This window comes from Burkholderia sp. IDO3 (genome assembly GCF_003366075.1).
Lineage (GTDB): Bacteria > Pseudomonadota > Gammaproteobacteria > Burkholderiales > Burkholderiaceae > Burkholderia > Burkholderia anthina.
In genome coordinates this window covers 324,103-342,379 of the sequence record NZ_CP028963.1, presented here as the reverse complement: position 1 = coordinate 342,379, position 18,277 = coordinate 324,103, and the positions used below count along the sequence as shown (strand labels likewise).

Below are 18,277 nucleotides of genomic sequence, written 5' to 3'. Positions count from 1 at the left end.
TAATGAGCACGCCTTTGATCGGAGGAGACACAATGAAACGAAAACTGGCCATTACGGGGGCCGCAGCGCTCGCATTCGCATTCGCGGGCGGTACGGCACACGCACAATCCGCAGGTAGCTTTTACGTCAGCACCGGCTGGCTGCACCTTTCGCCGCAAGACAGCAGCGACCCGTTGTTTCTGTACGGCGTCGGCGGCACGCCCATCAACCAGTCGGTTCCCAACACGGGCGCCGGCATCAGCGATGCCGACACGCTCGCACTGGCGACCGGTTACTTCGTGACCGACCATATCGCCACCGAGTTCATCGCAGGCATTCCGCCGAAGTTCGACATCACAGGCAAAGGCCAGTTCTCAAGTTTCGGCACGCTCGGTCGTGCATACCAGTGGAGCCCTGCGCTGCTCCTCAAGTATTACTTCAACGACGCGAACGCGAAATTCCGTCCGTACCTGGGCGTCGGCGCGACGTATGTCTGGTTTACCGGCGCGAAGATCACCAACAGCGCGTTCGAGAACGGCGTGCTCGGCGGACCGACCAGCGCGACCACCAGCAACCAGTGGGCGCCTGTCTTCAACGCCGGCTTCACGTACAACTTCGACAAGCACTGGTTCGCCGGCCTGTCGCTGTCGTACATCCCGGTCAGCGTCACCGCGACCTTCACGACGGCCAAGCGCACCCAGGTCGGCACGCTGACCGAGACGTCGAAGGCGCACATCTCGCTCAACCCGATCGTCACGTACCTGAACGTCGGTTACCGCTTCTAAGCGTAGTCGAATATTTGGGGAATGGTTAATCCTGCTGCAATTTGTAGCGGAATTTTCCTTGCGTAACGGCCCCGCCATGCGAAACGCCCCGGTCGGAATCCCGCCGGGGCGTCGTTTTTTCGCGTCAGGCACGTTCCCGTGCCGGGTTTTGGCGAGCCTGCGGCGTTACACGATGTCGTCGAGCGCCGTGGGGCCGATCAGGTCGATCCGGTCGGTGCAGACCGCATCCACGCCCCAGCGCACCAGTTCGCGCGCCCGTTCGAGGTCGTTGACCGTGTAGACGAGGATGCGCAGCCCGGCCGCCTTGATCGCGTGCACGAGCGGTTCGTTCAGCCGATTGTGGTCTGCATGCAACGATACGCAACCGAGCGCGCCGACGACCTGCGCGTGCCAATCGTCCGGCACCGCCTCGTACAACATTCCGCGCGGCAGCTGCGGCGCGCTCGCGCGCGCCTGCTGCAGCGCATCGAACGAGAACGACGACAGCAGCGGCGGCACCGCCGCGTCGCGCCAGTACGCGGCCGCATCGGCGGCCACCCGCTGCCCCGTCTCGCGCTCGCGTCCCGGGCACGGCTTGATCTCGACGTTCGCGGCCAGCCCGTGCGCGAGGCAGCGCGCCGCCGCCGCCTCGAGCGTCGGCATCCGCTCGCCGGCAAAGCGCGCATCCCGCCACGCGCCCGCATCGAGCGCGGCGAGCGCCGCATAACGCATGCCCGCCGCGGCTCCGCTACCGTTCGACGTGCGGTCGACCGTGTCGTCGTGCAGCAGGAACGTCACGCCGTCGGCCGACAGTTTCGCGTCGAACTCGACCATCCGGTGACCGCGCCGCGCGCCCTCGTCGAACGCGGCGAGCGTGTTCTCCGGCGCGAGCGTGCCGCCGCCGCGATGGGCGACGACGCGCGGATAGGGCCAGTCGGTACGGGAAGTCATCGTCAGCCTCGCAACAGGTTCGTCGGGTCAGCCGGCACGCCGGCCGGTCTCGGGATCGAAGAAATGCAGCCGGTGCGCCGGCAGCGCGGCAGCCAGCGCCGTGCCGCGCGCGGGACGATCCGCATGCGGCAGCCGCACCGCGATATCGTGATTGCCCCAGCGGCCGTGCGCGAGATTGTCCGCGCCGAGCAGTTCGCAGGAATCGACCGGCAGCGCCGCCTGCGCAACGCCCGGCTGCGGCGTCATGTGCTCGGGCCGCACGCCGAGCACCCAGTCGCGCCCGGTGGCGATCTCGGCGCCGATGCCGGGCGCGCCGGCGACCGGCAGCGCCGGGCCGCCGCCCGCGACCGTGAACGTCGCGCCATCCTCGGACAGCCGGCCGTGCATCAGGTTCATCGCCGGCGATCCGATGAAGCCCGCGACGAACACCGTCGCCGGCTTCTCGTACACGTCCACCGGCGCGCCGATCTGCTCGGCATAGCCGCGGTTCATCACGATCACGCGCTGCGCGAGCGTCATCGCCTCGATCTGGTCGTGCGTCACGTACACGCTCGTCGTCGCGAGCCGCGCATGCAGCCGCTGGATCTCGAGCCGCATCTGCACGCGCAGCTTCGCGTCGAGGTTCGACAACGGTTCGTCGAACAGGAACACCGACGGCTCGCGCACGATCGCGCGCCCCATCGCGACGCGCTGCCGCTGACCGCCCGACAGCTCGCGCGGCCGCCGCGCGAGCAGCGGCTCCAGCTCGAGGATCTTCGCGGCCGCGGCCACCCGCGCGTCGATCGTCGCGCGCTCGAGGCCCCGGATCTTCAGGCCGTAGCCCATGTTCTGCGCGACCGTCATGTGCGGATACAGCGCGTAGTTCTGGAACACCATCGCGATGTCGCGATCCTTCGGCTCCAGCGCGTTGACCACGCGATCGCCGATCGCGATCTCGCCGTCCGTCACCGTCTCCAGCCCCGCGATCATCCGCAGCAACGTCGACTTGCCGCAGCCCGACGGGCCGACCAGCACGATGAATTCACCGTCGGCGATCTCCACGTCGATGCCGTGCAGCACGTGCTGCTTGCCGTCGTAGGATTTCCTGACGCCCTTCAAGCTCAGCGCAGCCATACTTGGTCCCTTCTCCCGGTTGCCGTCCGTTGCCTATTTCTCGGAATCGACGAGGCCGCGCACGAACCAGCGCTGCATCGCCAGCACGACGACGAGCGGCGGAATCATCGCCAGCAGCGTCGCCGCCATCACGTATTGCCATTCGGTCGCGGCGTCGCCGCTCGCGATCATCGTCTTGATGCCCACCACCGCCGTCGACAGCGACGCTTCCGTCGTGATCAGGATCGGCCACAGATACTGGTTCCAGCCGTAGATGAACGTGATCACGAACAGCGCCGCGATGCTCGTCTTCGACAGCGGCAGCACGACGTCCCAGAAGAAGCGCAGCGGCCCCGCGCCGTCGATGCGCGCGGCATCCATCAGCTCGTCGGGCAGCGTCATGAAGAACTGGCGGAACAGGAACGTCGCGGTCGCCGACGCGATCAGCGGCAGCGTGAGCCCTGCGTAGGTGTTCGTCAGGTGCAGCGTCGACACGACCTGCACCGTCGGGAAGATCCGCACCTCGACCGGCAGCATCAGCGTGATGAAGATCAGCCAGAACGCCGTGTTGCGGAACGGGAAGCGGAAGTAGACGATCGCGTACGCGGACAGGATCGACATCGCGATCTTGCCGACCGCGATACCGAGCGCCATCACGAAGCTGTTGACGAGCAGCCGGCCGAACGGCGCCGTCGTGCCGCCGCTGCCGTGCCCCCAGATGTACGCGATGTTCTCCAGCAGGTGCGTGCTCGGCACCAGCGACAGCGGGATCGTGAACACTTCCTGCGCGTTCATCGTCGCCGCGCAGAACGCGACGTAGACCGGGAACACGATCACCACGACGCCCGCGATCAGCACCGCGTGGCAGAACAGGTCGAAGCCCTTGCGATTTTCGATCATGCGTATTGCACCCTGCGTTCGACGAAGCGGAACTGGATCACCGTGAGCCCGACGACGATGATCATCAGGACGACCGACTGTGCGCCCGAACTGCCGATGTCGAGCCCCTGGAAGCCTTCCGTGAAGATCTTGTAGATCAGCGTCTTGGTGCTTTGCGCGGGGCCGCCCGCGGTGGCCGCGTCGATCACAGGGAACGTGTCGAAGAACGCGTACACGAGGTTCACGACCAGCAGGAAGAAGCTCGTCGGCGACAGCAGCGGCAGCACGATGTTGAAGAAGCGCCGCACCGGGCCCGCACCGTCGATCGCCGCCGCTTCGATCAGCGAGCGCGGAATCGCCTGCAGGCCCGCGTAGAAGAACAGGAAGTTGTAGCTCACCTGCTTCCACACCGACGCGAGCACGACGAGGAACATCGCCTGGCCGCCGTTCAGCGCGTGGTTCCACACGATGCCGCTCTTCGCGAGCGCATAGGTGACCAGACCAATGCTCGGATTGAACAGGAACGCCCACAGCACGGCCGCGATCGTCGGCGCGACCGCGTACGGCCAGATCAGCAGCGTGCGATACGCGCGCGCCCCGCGGATCACGCGATCGGCGCACGCGGCGAGCAGCAGCGACACGACGAGCCCGCTCACCGTGACGAGCGAACTGAACACCAGCGTCGTGCGGAACGAGTCGAGATACAGCGGATCGGCGAACAGGTGCGTGAAGTTCGCGAGGCCGACGAATTCGCTCGACGTGCCGAACGCGTCCTGCATCTGCGTCGACTGCCACAGCGCGACGCCGGCCGGCCACAGGAAGAACACGGCGGTGATCGCGAGCTGCGGCGCGATCAGCAGGTACGGCAGCAGGCTCGCGCCGAAACGGGAACGGGATTGCATCGCGGGCATCCGGTCAGGCGAAACGGAAAGGGAACCGCGCCGCCGGCCCGCCCGCATGTGCGACGCGGCGGCCGGCGGCACGAACGCGATGTGCGCTCAGCTACCCGACTTCTCGAAGCGGCGCAGCAGTTCGTTGCCGCGCGACGCGGCCGAATCGAGCGCGTCCTTCGGCGACTTCTTCTGCGCCCAGACCTGCTCCAGCTCTTCGTCGACCACCGTGCGGATCTGCGGCATGTTGCCCAGACGCAGCCCCTTCGTATAAGGCAGCGGCGGCTTGTTCATCATCTGCTTGATCGCGGTTTCCGCGCTCGGGTTCTTCGCGTAGAAGCCCTGCTGGCGCGTGAGGTCGTACGCGGCCGTCGTGACCGGCAGGTAGCCCGTGTCCTGGTGCCACTTCGCGGCCACGGCCGGCGAGGCCAGGAACGCGAGGAATTTCGCGACACCCTTGTAGGTAGCCGGATCCTTGCCCGCCAGCACCCACAGGCTCGCGCCGCCGATGATCGCGTTCTGCGGTGCGCCCTTCACGTTCGCGTCGTACGGCATCATCCCGGTGCCGTAGCTGAACTTCGCGAACTTCTGCACGTTGGCGAGTGCGCCCGACGACGTCGTCAGGATCCCGCAATCGCCGCTGTAGAACTTCGCCGACGCCTCATCCTTGCGGCCCGCGTACGTGAACGTGCCGTCCTTCACCATCTGCTGCAGGAACGCGATGTGCGCGATCTGCTGCGGCTTGTTGAATTCGAGCACCGCGTCGGTGCCGTCGAAGCCGTTGTTGCGGCTCGCGAACGGCAGCGCATGCCACGCGCTGTAGTTCTCGAGCTGGATCCAGCCCTGCCAGCCGGTCGTGAAGCCGCAGGCCATCCCGGACTTGCGCAGCTTCTCCGCGTCGGCCTTCACGTCGGCCCACGTCTTCGGCGGCTGGTTCGGGTCGAGCCCGGCCTTCTTGAAGGCATCCTTGTTGTAGTACAGCACCGGCGTCGAGCTGTTGAACGGCATCGATACCAGATGGCCCGTCTTCGCATCGCTGTAGTAGCTCGCGATGGTCGGCACGAACGCCTTTTCGTCGAGCGGCACGCCGGCCTGCTTGAACACGTCGTAGACGGGCACGACGGCCTTCTTCGCCTGCATCATCGTCGCGGTGCCGACTTCATAGACCTGCAGGATCGCCGGCGCGTTGCCGCTGCGATACGCGGCGATGCCCGCCGCGAGCGCCTGGTCGTAAGTGCCCTTGAAGACCGGCACGATCTTGTAGTCGCTCTGCGATGCGTTGAACTGCGCGGCGATCTCGTTAACGCGGTCGCCAAGCGCCGACTCCATCGCATGCCAGAACTGGATCTCCGTCACGGCGAACGCCGCGTGCTGCACACCGAACATCAGCGCGCCGCCGAGCGCGATCGAACGAACCAGGGTCCCCGCAGGCTTCTTCTTCATCGACCTTTCTCCTATGAAAACGTTACCAACAGCGTGTGCAACATTCCCGTCGCCATTGAACCGGCGAAGTCTAGTGATCGTTTGTGACAGTCAGTTGTCGTTGATGACGAACAGGCGCTGGTATTCCTTCAGCGCGAAGCGGTCGGTCATGCCGGCGATGTAGTGCGCGACGAGGCGCGGCTGCTGCGCTGCGTCGTCCGACTGGTATGGCGGCGGCAAGAGGCGCGGATCGTCGATGAACGCGTCGAACAGCCCCGTGACGACGCGCTGCGCCTTGTTCGCCATGCGCATCACCTTGTAGTGGCGGTACAGGTTCTTGAACAGGAAGCGCTTGAGCGCGGCCGCCTGCGCGGCGACCGTCGCGCTGTGTGCCACGAGCGGCGGCGCGGCGCGCACGTCGTCGAGCGACGCGGGTGCGACGCGCGCGAGATTGCGCGTGGTCTCGTCGATCAGGTCGACGATCAGCGTGTTGATGATGCGGCGCACCGTCTCGTGCACGAGGCGGCGGCCTTCGAGATGCGGAAACTCGGCGAGCGCCGCGTCGTAGTGGCGTTGCCACAGCTCGACTTCGGCGAGCTGCTCGATCGTGATCAGGCCGGAGCGCAGCCCGTCGTCGACGTCATGGTTGTTGTACGCGATTTCGTCCGCGATGTTCGCGAGCTGCGCTTCGAGCGACGGCTGGCGGCCCTGCAGGAAGCGCTCGCCGAGCGCGCCGAGCTTGCGCGCGTTCTCGCGCGAGCAGTGCTTGAGGATCCCTTCTCGCGTCTCGAAGCACAGGTTCAGGCCGTTGAACGCGCCGTAGTGCTCCTCGAGCTCGTCGACGACGGCCAGGCTCTGCAGGTTGTGCTCGAAGCCGCCGTGCTCGCGCATGCATGCGTTCAGCGCATCCTGCCCGGCATGGCCGAACGGCGTATGGCCGAGATCGTGCGCGAGCGAAATCGCCTCGACGAGATCCTCGTTGAGCCGCAGGTTGCGTGCGATCGAACGCGCGATCTGCGCGACTTCGAGGCTGTGCGTGAGGCGGGTGCGGAACAGGTCGCCTTCGTGATTGACGAAGACCTGCGTCTTGTATTCGAGCCGGCGGAACGCGGTCGAATGAACGATGCGGTCGCGGTCGCGCTGGAATTCGGTGCGCGCGGCCGGCGGCGTTTCCGGATGGCGGCGGCCGCGCGACTGCGACGCGTGCGCGGCATACGGAGCGAGATGGGCTTCCAGCGCCGCCAGCGTCGGCGGCTCGGCCAGCACCGCGACGGATGCGCGGCCGGACTCGGGCAGTGTGCTGCTGGATGTCTCGCTCACGTCTCCTCCATGTCAGGGGCGCCGGGGCATCCGGGCCGCCGTTACCGGGTCGTCTGCGCCAGTGTGGCGAACACGGCTTCGTCGGGCGCCTGCGTGATCAGCGTATCGCCGAATCGCTTCAGCAGGATGAACTTGATCGCGCCGGCTTCGGCTTTCTTGTCGACGCGCATGAGATCCATGTAGCGCGCGTCGCCGAGCGCCGGCCCGCGAGTCGGCAGGTGCGCGGCGGCAATCACCGCATCGAGCCGCTGCCGCGACGCTTCGTCGAAGAGGCCGAGCCGCACCGACAGGTCGCCTGCCATCACCATCCCGCAGCCGACCGCTTCGCCGTGCAGCCATTCGCCGTAGCCGAGCCCGGCCTCGATCGCATGGCCGAACGTATGGCCGAAGTTCAGGATCGCGCGCAAGCCGCCTTCGCGTTCGTCGGCCGCGACCACGCTCGCCTTGATTTCGCACGAGCGCTTCACTGCATGCGCGAGCGCGGCCGGCTCGCGTCGGTTCAGCGCGTCGACGTTCGCCTCGATCCAGTCGAAGAATTCGGCATCGGCGATCGCGCCCGTCTTGATGACTTCGGCGACGCCCGCCGCCAGTTCGCGATCGGGCAGCGTCGTCAACGCGCCGATATCGGCGATCACGGCCTGCGGCTGGTAGAACGCGCCGATCATGTTCTTGCCGAGCGGGTGGTTGATGCCCGTCTTGCCGCCGACCGACGAATCGACTTGCGACAGCAGCGTCGTCGGCACCTGGATGAACGGCACGCCGCGCATGTAGCATGCGGCGGCAAAGCCCGTCATGTCGCCGATCACGCCGCCGCCGAGCGCGACGAGCGTCGTCTTGCGATCCGCGCGATCGGTCAGCAGGCCGTCGAAGATCAGGTTCAGCGTTTCCCAGTTCTTGTATGCCTCGCCGTCCGGCAGCACGACCGTCGACACACGCTTGCCGAGCGGCGCGAGCGCCGCGCGCAGCGCGTCGCCGTACAGCGGATCGACAGTCGTGTTCGTGACGATCGTGACCGACGAACCGGTGATGTGAGGGGCGAACAGCTCGGTGCGGCCGATCAGGCCGGCACCAATGTGAATCGGGTAGGCGCGCTCGCCCAGATCGACGTTGACGGTAATCATGCTTGTAGCGGCTTGGCGATGACGCCTGCCAGTTCGAGTTGCATCAGCACCATGTTGACGAGACCGTTGACCGACGGACGGCCGGTCTCGATGACGAAGTCCGCGCATTCGCGGTACAGCTGGTCGCGCACTTCGTAGAGTGCCTCGAGACGCGCCTTCGGATCTTCGGTCTGCAACAGCGGGCGGTTCTTGTCCTTGCGCGTGCGCAGCCAGAGATCGTGCGGATTGGCGCGCAGATAGATGACGATGCCGCTGCTTTTCAGGCAATCGCGATTTTCGGGCCGCAGCACCGCGCCGCCGCCCGTCGCAAGCACGATGTTCTCGCGCTGCGTGAGATCGGCGATCACCTGCGATTCGCGGTCGCGAAACCCGGCCTCGCCCTCCATCTCGAAGATCACCGGAATGCGCGCACCCGTGCGGGCTTCGATTTCGTGGTCGGAGTCGAAGAACGTCCTGTCGAGCCGGCGCGCGACCGCACGGCCCACGGTGGTCTTACCCGCTCCCATAAGGCCGACGAAAAATACGTTTGCATGTGGGTCCCGCGCTTGCAACGGCTTCCTCTGCTTGAATCTTGCTGGTGTGTGGCGCAGCTTACTGGCAAAGCGGCTGCCTTGTCGAGCCTGCTCCGCCGCCTTCCGGCCCCGATTTTTCCGCATCCGCGCCACCTGCGCCGGCCGTCTCGCAACGCGCGCCCACGACCGTCGGCGTGATGAAGACGACCAGTTCGTTGCGCTGGTCGCGCCGTGCGCGATGCCGGAAAAGCGCGCCCAGTACCGGTATTTTGCCCAAGAGCGGCACGCTCGTCACATCGTCCCGGTTCAACTGCTCGTAAATCCCGCCGATCGCGACCGTCCCGCCGTCCTCGACCTCGACGCGCGTCTGCACGTGCTTGGTATGAATGGCCGGCCCGGCCGCCGTCGGCTCGCCGATGCTGTCCTTCGTCACGTCCAGATCGAGCACGACGCGCCCGTCCGGCGTGATCTGCGGCTCGACCTCGAGCTTCAGCGTCGCGCGGCGGAACTGCACGCCGCTCACGCCGTTGCCCACCTTGGCCTGATACGGCAGCTCCGAGCCCTGCTCGACGATCGCCTTCACGCGGTCGGCCGTGACCACGCGCGGCCTGGAGACGATCTGGCCCCGCCCTTGCGCCTCGAGCGCGCTCAACTCGACGTCGAGTACACGGCTGAGCGGCGCGGCGAACAGCGTGAAACCGGCCGTCGCCGCCTCGAAGCCGCCCAGCGGCCGCGCGGCAAGATCGAATGCATTGCGCGCATCCGCCGCGAACGCTGCACCGTCGGCCGCGGGCGACCGCCCCTGCGCGCGCAATGCGACGCGTGCGCCGAGGTTGCGCGAGAAGCCCTGCTCGCCCTCGACGATACGCGCCTCGATCCGGACCTGCCGCGACGGCCGGTCGATCGCGTCGATCAGGCCCGCGATCTGCGCGATGCGCGGCGCGAGATCGGTGACGAACAGCAGGTTCGTGCGCGGATCGGCCGCCGCCGCGCCGCGTTTCGACAGCAGGCGCTGGCCGGTCGCACCGGCGAGCAGCCGCTGTACGTCCTGCGCACGCGGATAGTGCAATGCGAAGGTCCGGCTCGCGAGCGGCTCCAGTTCGGCCGCCCGCGCGTGCATTTCGAAGCGCTCGCGCTCCCGCGCGGCCAGCTCGGCCGCCGGCGTGACCCAGATCACGTTGCCGCGCCGGGACATCGCGAGGCCGTGCGTGTCGAGCAACGTATCGAATGCATCGCGCCAGCGGACATTGTTCAGACGTAACGTCACGCTACCGCGCACCTGCTCGCCGACGATGATGTTCAGTCCGGTGAACCGCGCGAGCGCATCGAATGCGGCCGCGAGCCCGGCACCCTGCAGGTTCAGCGAGATCCGGCGCGCATCGTCGGCATCGCCGGGATGCCGTGCCGCGGCATCGCTCATGCGCACAGGCGGCGGCAATGGAATCGGCGGCCCCTCCAGCAGCGGTGCCGGCACGACGGGTTCTGCCTGAGCCGCCGCGCGCACCGCGTCGCTGAACGGCGGCCGGTCAGCCTGCACGGAAGCGGCGTCGGCCTCGCCGCCGGGCACACCGCCTGCCGGCAGCGGCGCGCCCTCGGCCTGCGCATGCATCGATGCAAGCGGCCACCCGGGCGGCGGCAGAGGCGGCAACGCCGCACGCGCCGCCGTCGCGCTCGCCCCGATCCAGAATACGATCGACCACCATCGGTATTTCGTCATGGGCGGCCTCCGTCGCCGACGACGAACCGGCGCGCGCCATCGGCCGTCGCAAGCGTCACGGCACCGGCATCGACACGCATCACACGGGACGCCCCGAGCGCTTCACCCGGCGCGACGGCCACGAACGCGCCGTCGCCGGCGTCGAACAGCGCGAGACCGGCCCGCATGTCGCGAATCGTGCCGGCCAGGCGCGGCTCTTGATCGTCAACCGCCGTGGACTGGCCGGCACCGCCGAACGGATCGTCGCCCGGCCCACCGGCGGCAAGAACGTGCGCCGCCTCGTCCCCGGCACCGCCCCCGGCCAGCGCCGGAAACACGTCGACGGACATGTCGATCCTCAGGCCCGGCGGTTTTCGCTCGATCTGCAGCACCGACGGCACTGCCAGCGCAGAGAAGCTCGCCAGCCCGCCGACCATGCGCAGCAGCGCCGGGAAACCGCCGTCCGCGACGATGCGCACCGCGCGCCGCCCATCCGGCGCCGCGCCGTCCGTGCGCCGCGGCTCGATCGACACGACCCGCAACCCGCTCGCGCCGGCGAGATCGGCAAGTTCCAGCATCAGTACGGGCCACGCAGGCGTGCGCGTGACGCGAGCGTTCCGCCCGGCCGCCGGACGGGCATCGCCCGGCTGCGCCGCGGCCGCGAGCACGCGCTGCGCATCGGCGGCGCGCGTCTGCGCGGCTGCCAGCAACGCGCGACTGTGCGCGAGCCCGCTCCAGTCGGCGGTATCGGCAAGACGAATGCCGCCCGCCATCACAGCCGCGCAAGCAAGCACGCAGCCCACGGCGTGCGCCGTGCCCGGCCGCACGCGCCGCGTATGCCCGAACCAGCCGGCGCCTCCCGGCCTGCACCGATGCGCGATCGCCGTCATGCGCCGCCTCCCGCTGCTTTCCGCCGAGGCTCGCCGTCCTGCCAGCGCACCTGCACGGAGAACCGGAACGGCATGCCGGCAGCCGCGGCCGGCACGGCCGAAGCCGAGGTCAGTTCGCCGATGTCGATTCGCCCGTTGCGCTCGTCGGTTGCGATCCGGGCGAGCCATCGCGCGGCCGCCCGGTAACTTACGGCGCGCGCATCGAGCACGGCGCCGGACGAGGTCGTGCGCACCGCGTCGAGCCGGACGGTATCGTCGCGAACCTGCGCGAGCGTCGCGAGCAGCCCGGCAACACGCCGGTAAGGCGCCGCTAGCACGGCCGCCTGCGCATCGCGTTGCGCGAGTTCGGCGGCCGCCCCGGCGGCGCGCTTTGCGGCATCCACCTGCGGCTGCCATTGCCGCGCGCGCGCGTCCACGCTCGCGCGCTCGGCATCGACGCGCGATCGCCACGCTGCTGCCGCCCCCGTCCACAGCACGGCCCCGAGTATGCCGAGCACGATCGCCGCCCCGCACTGCGCGGCCCGGCGACGGCGCAGCGCCTGCGCCAGCCGCTCACGGTACGGCAGCAGATTGAAGCCGCCGAGCGCGGCAGGGCCGGCCACGGGCCGCCCGAATACCGGATCGGCGATCATTCCCACACCCCGCGCAGCGCCAGCCCCACCGCAACGGCAAACGCCGGACCGCCCGACGCGCCGGCGGGTTCGGCCGGCAGCCCGCCCCAGCCGGTGCAATCGAACGGCACGGCGGCCGCGCCGAGCGCATCGCCGATGTCCGCCACGGACGTCTGAAAACGGGCGATACACCGCTCGTCGCCGGCCACGAGCACGCCGCGCACCGGCTCGAGCGCGCATTGGCGCAATGCATCGAAGAACGCCCTGCGCCCTTCGCCGGACACCGCGAGCACCGGCGCGGCGAGCTCGCCGTCGACCCGCCAGCCATGCACACCCGTGTCGCAGAACCAGAACGCCGCATAAGGGCCGTGCGCATCGAGCTCGAACTGCGCGGCATAGCGCAACCCGCGCAATGCCGCGGCCGACTCTGCGTCGACGGCCGTCAGGTCGACGCCGGCCTGCGCGGCCACATCGATGCGCCGCTCCAGCAACGCCTGCGGAGCGACGGCGACCGCGATCTCGCCGGCGTGCGCGCCGCCGTCCTGCCGCCAGTCGAATGCGAAGCTGTCCGGTGCCAGCCCCGAGATGCGTTCGGCCGCCTGCCGCGCGGCGTCCGCGACGTCGTCGCGCCCGGCCAGGTCGAGCGTCACGGTCCGCATCTCGTCGTCGCGCAGCGCCATCACGCCGCGCGTATCGCAGCGCACACCGGCCGCCGACAGTCGCGCCACGGCCGCGGCCAACGCGCGCGACACCGCGGCCCAGCGCGCATCGTCCGGCCCACCCGCCAACCCCACCGGCTCCCGTTCGAGCCCTTCGACACGCACATTCGCGACCCGGCCGAGCCGGCTCAGCACGGCCACCCTCACCTCGTCCGCCCCGACGTCGATTCCCGTCGAACGGTGTCTGCCCGGCGCGTAACGCGCCACCCATCGTCCCGCCATCCCAGCCTCCCGCGATCGTTGCGGCCCATGCCGCGTTTCCGAGGCCTGATTCTGCAAAGCGGCGCGCTGCCCGGACAGTCGGCCGGATGGCCAGCCCCGGCTCGGAGCGGCCGCGCAGACGCCATACTGTCCGCACGGCGACCCGCGGCTTTCCGTCGGGAGCCCCCCGCGTCAGGGCCGGTCATACCGGGCAGCTATAATCGCGGGACTGTTTTCCGGTATGCCTATGCAATCCACGTCTCCTACGTCCCCGCCTCCCGCCCCGGAGCCGAAGAAACGGCCCTGGTGGCAGAAGGCTCTGCTCGGCCTCGTCGCAATGTGCGTGGCGCTCGTCGTGGCCGGCGGCCTCGTGCTCGGCTATGCGCTCGTCGTCGCATGGCCGAACATGCCGTCGCTCGACGCGCTGACCGACTATCGTCCGAAGGTTCCGCTGCGCATCTATACGTCCGATCACGTGCTGATCGGCGAATTCGGCGAAGAACGCCGCGACATCGTCCATTTCAAGGACGTGCCCGACTCGCTCAAGAAGGCGATCCTCGCGATCGAGGACGCGCGCTTCTACGATCACGGCGGCGTCGACCTCACCGGGATCGTCCGCGCCGGTGTCGTCGCGCTGACGAACGGCCACGCGTCGCAGGGCGCGAGCACGATCACGATGCAGGTCGCGCGCAACTTCTTCCTGTCGAGCGAAAAGACCTACACGCGCAAGATCTACGAGATGCTGCTCGCGTACCGGATCGAGCGTGCGCTGACGAAGGATCAGATTCTCGAGGTCTACATGAATCAGATCTATCTCGGCCAGCGCGCGTACGGCTTCGCGAGCGCCGCGCGGGTCTACTTCGGCAAGGACCTGAAGGACATCACGCTCGCGGAAGCCGCAATGCTCGCCGGGCTGCCGAAGGCGCCGTCCGCGTATAACCCGGTCGTCAATCCGAAGCGTGCGAAGGTGCGCCAGGAGTACATCCTGCAGCGCATGCTCGAGCTGAACTTCATCACGCGCGAGCAGTACGACGAAGCCGTCGCGCAGCCGCTGGTCGTCAAGGGCGCGGGCCGCGAATTCAGCGTGCACGCGGAGTACGTCGCGGAAATGGTCCGGCAGATGATGTACGCGCAGTACCGCGAGGAAACCTACACGCGCGGCTTCAACGTCGTCACGACGATCGATTCGGCCGACCAGCAGGTGGCGTACACCGCGCTGCGCAAGGGCATCATGGATTACGAGCGCCGCCACGGCTATCGCGGGCCGGAAGGCTTCATCCAGCTGCCGGCCGACGCGGACGACCGCGAGCAGGCGATCGACGATGCGCTGCTCGAACACCCCGACAACGGCGAACTGATCGCGGCGGTCGTGACCGCGGCAACCCCGCGCCAGATCACGGTCGCCTTCATCGACGGCAGCAGCGCGACGGTCGAAGGCGACAACCTGCGCTTCGCATCGAGCGCGCTGTCGGCCAATGCGCAGCCGAACCGCCGCATCCGCCCGGGCGCGATCGTCCGTGTCGTGAAGAACGATGCCGGCAAGTGGTCGATCACGCAGTTGCCGCAGGTCGAAGGCGCATTCATCTCGATCGTGCCGCAGGACGGCGCGATCCGCTCGCTCGTCGGCGGCTTCGACTACAACAAGAACAAGTTCAACCACGTCACGCAGGCGTGGCGGCAGCCGGGTTCGTCGTTCAAGCCGTTCATCTACTCGGCGTCGCTCGACAAGGGTCTCGGGCCGGCAACGATCATCAACGACGGCCCGCTGTACTTCAGCGCCGCGGAAACCGGCGGCCAGCCGTGGGAACCGAAGAACTACGGCGGCGGCTTCGAGGGCCCGATGTCGATGCGCACCGCGCTGCAGCGCTCGCGCAACCTCGTGTCGATCCGGATCCTGAACCACATCGGCACGAAGTACGCGCAGCAGTACATCACGCGCTTCGGCTTCGATGCCGATCGCCATCCGGCCTACCTGCCGATGGCGCTCGGCGCGGGCCAGGTCACGCCGCTGCAGATGGCCGGCGCGTACTCGGTGTTCGCGAACGGCGGCTATCGCGTCAATCCGTACCTGATCGCCGAAGTCACCGATCCGAACGGCGCGATCGTCGTGCGCGCGCAGCCGCTCGTCGCCGAGGAAAACGCGCCGCGCGCGATCGACGCGCGCAACGCGTACGTGATGAACAGCCTGCTGCAGAGCGTCGCGCAGCGCGGCACGGGCGCGCGGACCAACGTGCTGAAGCGCGGCGACCTCGCGGGCAAGACCGGCACGACGAACGACTCGCACGACGCGTGGTTCGCCGGCTACCAGCACACGCTCGCCGCGATCGCGTGGATCGGCTACGACAATCCGCGCAGCCTCGGCGATCGCGAAACCGGCGGCGGCCTGTCGCTGCCGGTCTGGATCGACTACATGGGCGCCGCGCTCAAGGGCGTGCCGGAGTTCAAGCCGACGATGCCGGACGACGTCCAGTCGCTCGGCGGCGAGTTGTACTTCACCGAGTTCACGCCGGGGCACGGCTTCGTATCGACGGTCGGCGTGCCGCAAGCGCCGGCGGCGCAGAACACCGACGATTCGGTGCCGCACGTCGACGAACAGGAAAAGCAGGACATCATGAACCTGTTCCGCGGCCACTGACGCAGCGGCCCGCGCATGAAAAAAGCGCCCCGAGGGGCGCTTTTTCTTTGGTACGACGTTTCGGGCCCGACTTGCGGACACCGATGGCCGTCGATCGTTACGCGCTGAACGTGATCGGCAGGCCGGCCTGCTGCGTCGCGTATTCGGTGAGCGCCGAGAAGAACTCGGTGCTGGTGCGCGTATCGCGCCATTCGCCGTCCAGGAAGCGGTAATGGAAACCGCCCGCCTTCGCGGCGATCCACACTTCCTTCATCGGCGGCTGCAGGTTGATGATGATCTTCGAGCCGTTCTCGAACGTCAGCGTCAGGACGCTGCCGTTGCGCTCGAGATCGATGTCGTGGTCGCCGTCGTTCGCGGCGTCGACGGTACGCTCGACGGCCGCCAGCACGGCCTCGGCACGGGTCAGGTAATCAGTATCGGACATGCTAAACTCTATCGGTTCAATTGTTCAGGGACGATCATGCGAGTCGTTTTCCGGATGAGCGCGATTGTAGCGGCTTTGGCGATTCTTGCCGGCTGCGGTCAAAGCGGCGCGCTCTATCTGCCCACCGTGCCTCCGTTGCCGGCAAAGCCCATCCAGCAGCAGGATACGCCGCCGTCGGATGTCACCCCGACCGATGAAAACGCGTCGTCCGACAGTATTCCCGATTCTTCGGGCACGCCGCTCACGCTGTCGCCCGAGCTGTCGAGCGGCGCATCGAAAGCCGCCGCGCCGGCATCCGGCCCGGCCGCCACGCAATAATCCCGCGCCGCCGCTCACGCGGCTTCGCGACGCGAAGGCGATGACTTCCCGGTCATCGCCTTTCGTTTTTTCAGGCCGGCATCGTCACACGCGGATGCGCCGCCATCCCCACGCGAGCAACCGCCAGCCGAGCAGTGCCGCGACGATCGTCGCGTAGAGCTTCGGCTGCGCGAGATCGTGCTTGCCGGCCCTCATCCACCAGAAGTGCAGCACGCCGAACAGCGCGATCGCATAGATCGCGCGATGCAGCGTCGCCCAGTGGCGGCCGAGCCGACGCACCATCGCTCGCGGCGACGTCGCCGCGAGCGGAATCAGCAGCACGAACGCGGCAAAGCCGACCGTGATGAACGGGCGCTTGCCGACGTCCTTCAGGATCGCGACGACGTCGAACCACTTGTCGAACCACAGATACGTCGTGAAATGCAGTACCGCGTAGAAGAACGCGAACAGGCCGATCATCCGGCGAAAGCGCAGCAACGCGGGAACGCCCGTCACGCGGCGAAGCGGTGTGACGGCGAGCGTGATGCACAGCATGACCAGCGTCCACAGGCCCGTCGAGCGCGTGATGAATTCGATCGGGTTCGCGCCGAGCCGGTCGGTCAGCCCGAACAGCACGAGACGCGCGAGCGGATAGAGGCCGGCGGCGAATACCAGCACCTTGGCCGGCACGAGCCAGCGCGGCCCGGTCGTGCGCGCCGGACCCGCCGCGCCCGCCCGGGAAGTGCCTGCGGCGGCCGCGCGCGTACCGGCTGCGCGCGCCGGCGTCAGCGTCGAAGGAGGCATGTCGTTTCTCGCCATTGCGCTCAGAAGTTCTTCTTCAGGTCCATGCCCTGATACATCGACGCGACGAGGTCGCCGTAGCCATTGAACATCAGCGTCTTGCGCTTCGGCGTGAAGAAGCCGTCCTCGCCGATCCGCCGCTCGGTCGCCTGGCTCCAGCGCGGGTGATCGACGTTCGGATTCACGTTCGAATAAAAGCCGTATTCGTTCGACGCATACGTGTTCCAGCTCGTCTTCGGCTGCTTGTCGACGAAGCGGATCTTCACGAGCGACTTCGCGCTCTTGAAGCCGTACTTCCACGGCACGACGATCCGCACCGGCGCACCGTTCTGGTTCGGCAACACCTGGCCATAGACGCCCATCGTCAGCAGCGTCAGCGGATTCATCGCCTCGTCCATCCGCAGCCCTTCCGAGTACGGCCAGTCGAGCACCGGCGTCGACAGGCCCGGCATCTGCGACGGGTCGGCCAGCGTGACGAACTGTACGTATTTCGCGCTGCCGGTCGGCTGCACGCGCTTGATCAGCTCGGACAGCGGCACGCCGATCCACGGAATCACCATCGACCAGCCCTCGACACAGCGCAGCCGGTACACGCGCTCCTCGAGCGGCGCGAGCTTCAGCAGTTCGTCGAGATCGAACACCTTCGGGTGCAGCACCTCGCCCTCGACGCTCACGCGCCACGGACGCGGCCTGAGCGTGCCCGCGTTCTGCGCCGGGTCGCCCTTGTCGGTGCCGAATTCATAGAAGTTGTTGTAGGACGTGATGTCCTTGAACGGTGTCACCTTGTCCGCCGCGACGAACTTCGCGTTGGTTTTCGCCGCGAGCTTCGTCGCCCGGGCATCGGGCGACGCATAGGCGGCGAACGCCGCACCGCTGCCGCCGAGCAATCCGCCCGCGGCTGCCACGCCGGCGGCCTGCAGGACGCGCCGCCGGTTCTCGAATATCGCGCGCGGCGTAATGTCGCTTTGCGCGATATCGCTGCCGGTCAGCAGGGTGCGCAAAGGGTGTTTGATCCACATCGTACGGCTCCTCGTGCATGCGCGGCACGCATGCTTCATGAGCGTTCGACCCGA

General features: G+C 67.9%; 18 protein-coding genes. 3 read left to right on the top strand and 15 right to left on the bottom strand.

The features are described from left to right. Positions 1–32: 32 nt before the first annotated feature. Positions 33–764, top strand: coding sequence for an OmpW family outer membrane protein (locus DCN14_RS16070; protein WP_096504207.1), 732 nt, complete (start codon positions 33–35; stop codon positions 762–764). 165 nt (positions 765–929) lie between these two features. Here DCN14_RS16070 and ugpQ read toward each other — a convergent pair whose 3' ends face one another. From ugpQ to DCN14_RS16010, 12 genes are all read right to left on the bottom strand, one after another. Then, a complete protein-coding gene (ugpQ, locus tag DCN14_RS16065; protein ID WP_096504205.1) occupies positions 930–1,694 on the bottom strand; it encodes a glycerophosphodiester phosphodiesterase in 765 nt (254 codons plus the stop codon). 27 nt (positions 1,695–1,721) lie between these two features. After that, positions 1,722–2,807: a sn-glycerol-3-phosphate import ATP-binding protein UgpC gene (locus DCN14_RS16060; protein WP_096504203.1), complete on the bottom strand. Its 1,086-nt coding sequence runs from the start codon at positions 2,805–2,807 to the stop codon at positions 1,722–1,724. 33 nt (positions 2,808–2,840) lie between these two features. Then, positions 2,841–3,686 (bottom strand): sn-glycerol-3-phosphate ABC transporter permease UgpE, encoded by an 846-nt coding sequence (ugpE, locus tag DCN14_RS16055; protein ID WP_096504200.1) that lies wholly within the window; start codon positions 3,684–3,686, stop codon positions 2,841–2,843. Beyond that, the gene (ugpA, locus tag DCN14_RS16050) at positions 3,683–4,567 is read right to left on the bottom strand and encodes a sn-glycerol-3-phosphate ABC transporter permease UgpA (RefSeq protein ID WP_096504198.1); all 885 of its coding nucleotides are present in this window, start codon (positions 4,565–4,567) and stop codon (positions 3,683–3,685) included. Before ugpA ends, ugpE begins: the two co-directional genes overlap by 4 nt. 96 nt (positions 4,568–4,663) lie before the next feature. Further along, positions 4,664–5,998 (bottom strand): sn-glycerol-3-phosphate ABC transporter substrate-binding protein UgpB, encoded by a 1,335-nt coding sequence (gene ugpB / locus DCN14_RS16045; RefSeq protein ID WP_096504196.1) that lies wholly within the window; start codon positions 5,996–5,998, stop codon positions 4,664–4,666. Between the two features lie 90 nt (positions 5,999–6,088). Next, positions 6,089–7,273, bottom strand: coding sequence for a deoxyguanosinetriphosphate triphosphohydrolase (locus DCN14_RS16040; protein ID WP_240327430.1), 1,185 nt, complete (start codon positions 7,271–7,273; stop codon positions 6,089–6,091). A gap of 65 nt (positions 7,274–7,338) precedes the next feature. After that, positions 7,339–8,418, bottom strand: coding sequence for a 3-dehydroquinate synthase (aroB, locus tag DCN14_RS16035; RefSeq protein ID WP_096504192.1), 1,080 nt, complete (start codon positions 8,416–8,418; stop codon positions 7,339–7,341). Beyond that, entirely contained in the window at positions 8,415–8,969 is a 555-nt protein-coding gene (locus tag DCN14_RS16030) for a shikimate kinase (RefSeq protein WP_096504190.1), read from the bottom strand. The genes aroB and DCN14_RS16030 overlap by 4 nt, the downstream gene beginning before the upstream one ends. A gap of 40 nt (positions 8,970–9,009) precedes the next feature. After that, on the bottom strand, positions 9,010–10,647 hold the full coding sequence (gene pilQ, locus DCN14_RS16025; protein WP_096504188.1) for a type IV pilus secretin PilQ: 1,638 nt from the start codon (positions 10,645–10,647) through the stop codon (positions 9,010–9,012). After that, positions 10,644–11,516, bottom strand: a complete 873-nt coding sequence (locus tag DCN14_RS16020; protein WP_096504186.1) for a pilus assembly protein — start codon at positions 11,514–11,516, stop codon at positions 10,644–10,646. The genes pilQ and DCN14_RS16020 overlap by 4 nt, the downstream gene beginning before the upstream one ends. Further along, positions 11,513–12,148, bottom strand: coding sequence for a fimbrial protein (locus tag DCN14_RS16015; protein WP_096504184.1), 636 nt, complete (start codon positions 12,146–12,148; stop codon positions 11,513–11,515). The genes DCN14_RS16020 and DCN14_RS16015 overlap by 4 nt, the downstream gene beginning before the upstream one ends. Beyond that, positions 12,145–13,068 (bottom strand): competence protein ComA, encoded by a 924-nt coding sequence (locus DCN14_RS16010; protein WP_096504182.1) that lies wholly within the window; start codon positions 13,066–13,068, stop codon positions 12,145–12,147. The genes DCN14_RS16015 and DCN14_RS16010 overlap by 4 nt, the downstream gene beginning before the upstream one ends. Before the next feature lie 220 nt (positions 13,069–13,288). On the opposite strand from DCN14_RS16010, the gene DCN14_RS16005 reads away from it, so the two are divergent. Next, positions 13,289–15,682 carry a penicillin-binding protein 1A gene (locus DCN14_RS16005; protein WP_162826217.1) on the top strand — a complete coding sequence of 798 codons (2,394 nt, stop codon included), beginning with the start codon at positions 13,289–13,291 and terminating at the stop codon, positions 15,680–15,682. 97 nt (positions 15,683–15,779) lie between these two features. Here DCN14_RS16005 and cyaY read toward each other — a convergent pair whose 3' ends face one another. Then, entirely contained in the window at positions 15,780–16,106 is a 327-nt protein-coding gene (cyaY, locus tag DCN14_RS16000; RefSeq protein WP_096504178.1) for an iron donor protein CyaY, read from the bottom strand. A 36-nt stretch (positions 16,107–16,142) separates the two neighbouring features. Here cyaY and DCN14_RS15995 point away from each other — a divergent pair, with 36 nt between their 5' ends. Continuing rightward, positions 16,143–16,424, top strand: a complete 282-nt coding sequence (locus DCN14_RS15995) for a lipoprotein (protein WP_096504176.1) — start codon at positions 16,143–16,145, stop codon at positions 16,422–16,424. An 84-nt stretch (positions 16,425–16,508) separates the two neighbouring features. Here DCN14_RS15995 and msrQ read toward each other — a convergent pair whose 3' ends face one another. Both msrQ and msrP read right to left on the bottom strand, forming a co-directional pair. Beyond that, the gene (gene msrQ / locus DCN14_RS15990) at positions 16,509–17,207 is read right to left on the bottom strand and encodes a protein-methionine-sulfoxide reductase heme-binding subunit MsrQ (protein WP_096504174.1); all 699 of its coding nucleotides are present in this window, start codon (positions 17,205–17,207) and stop codon (positions 16,509–16,511) included. 20 nt (positions 17,208–17,227) lie between these two features. After that, complete coding sequence (gene msrP / locus DCN14_RS15985) at positions 17,228–18,223, bottom strand: protein-methionine-sulfoxide reductase catalytic subunit MsrP (protein WP_096504172.1); 996 nt, start codon at positions 18,221–18,223, stop codon at positions 17,228–17,230. Positions 18,224–18,277: the final 54 nt, after the last annotated feature.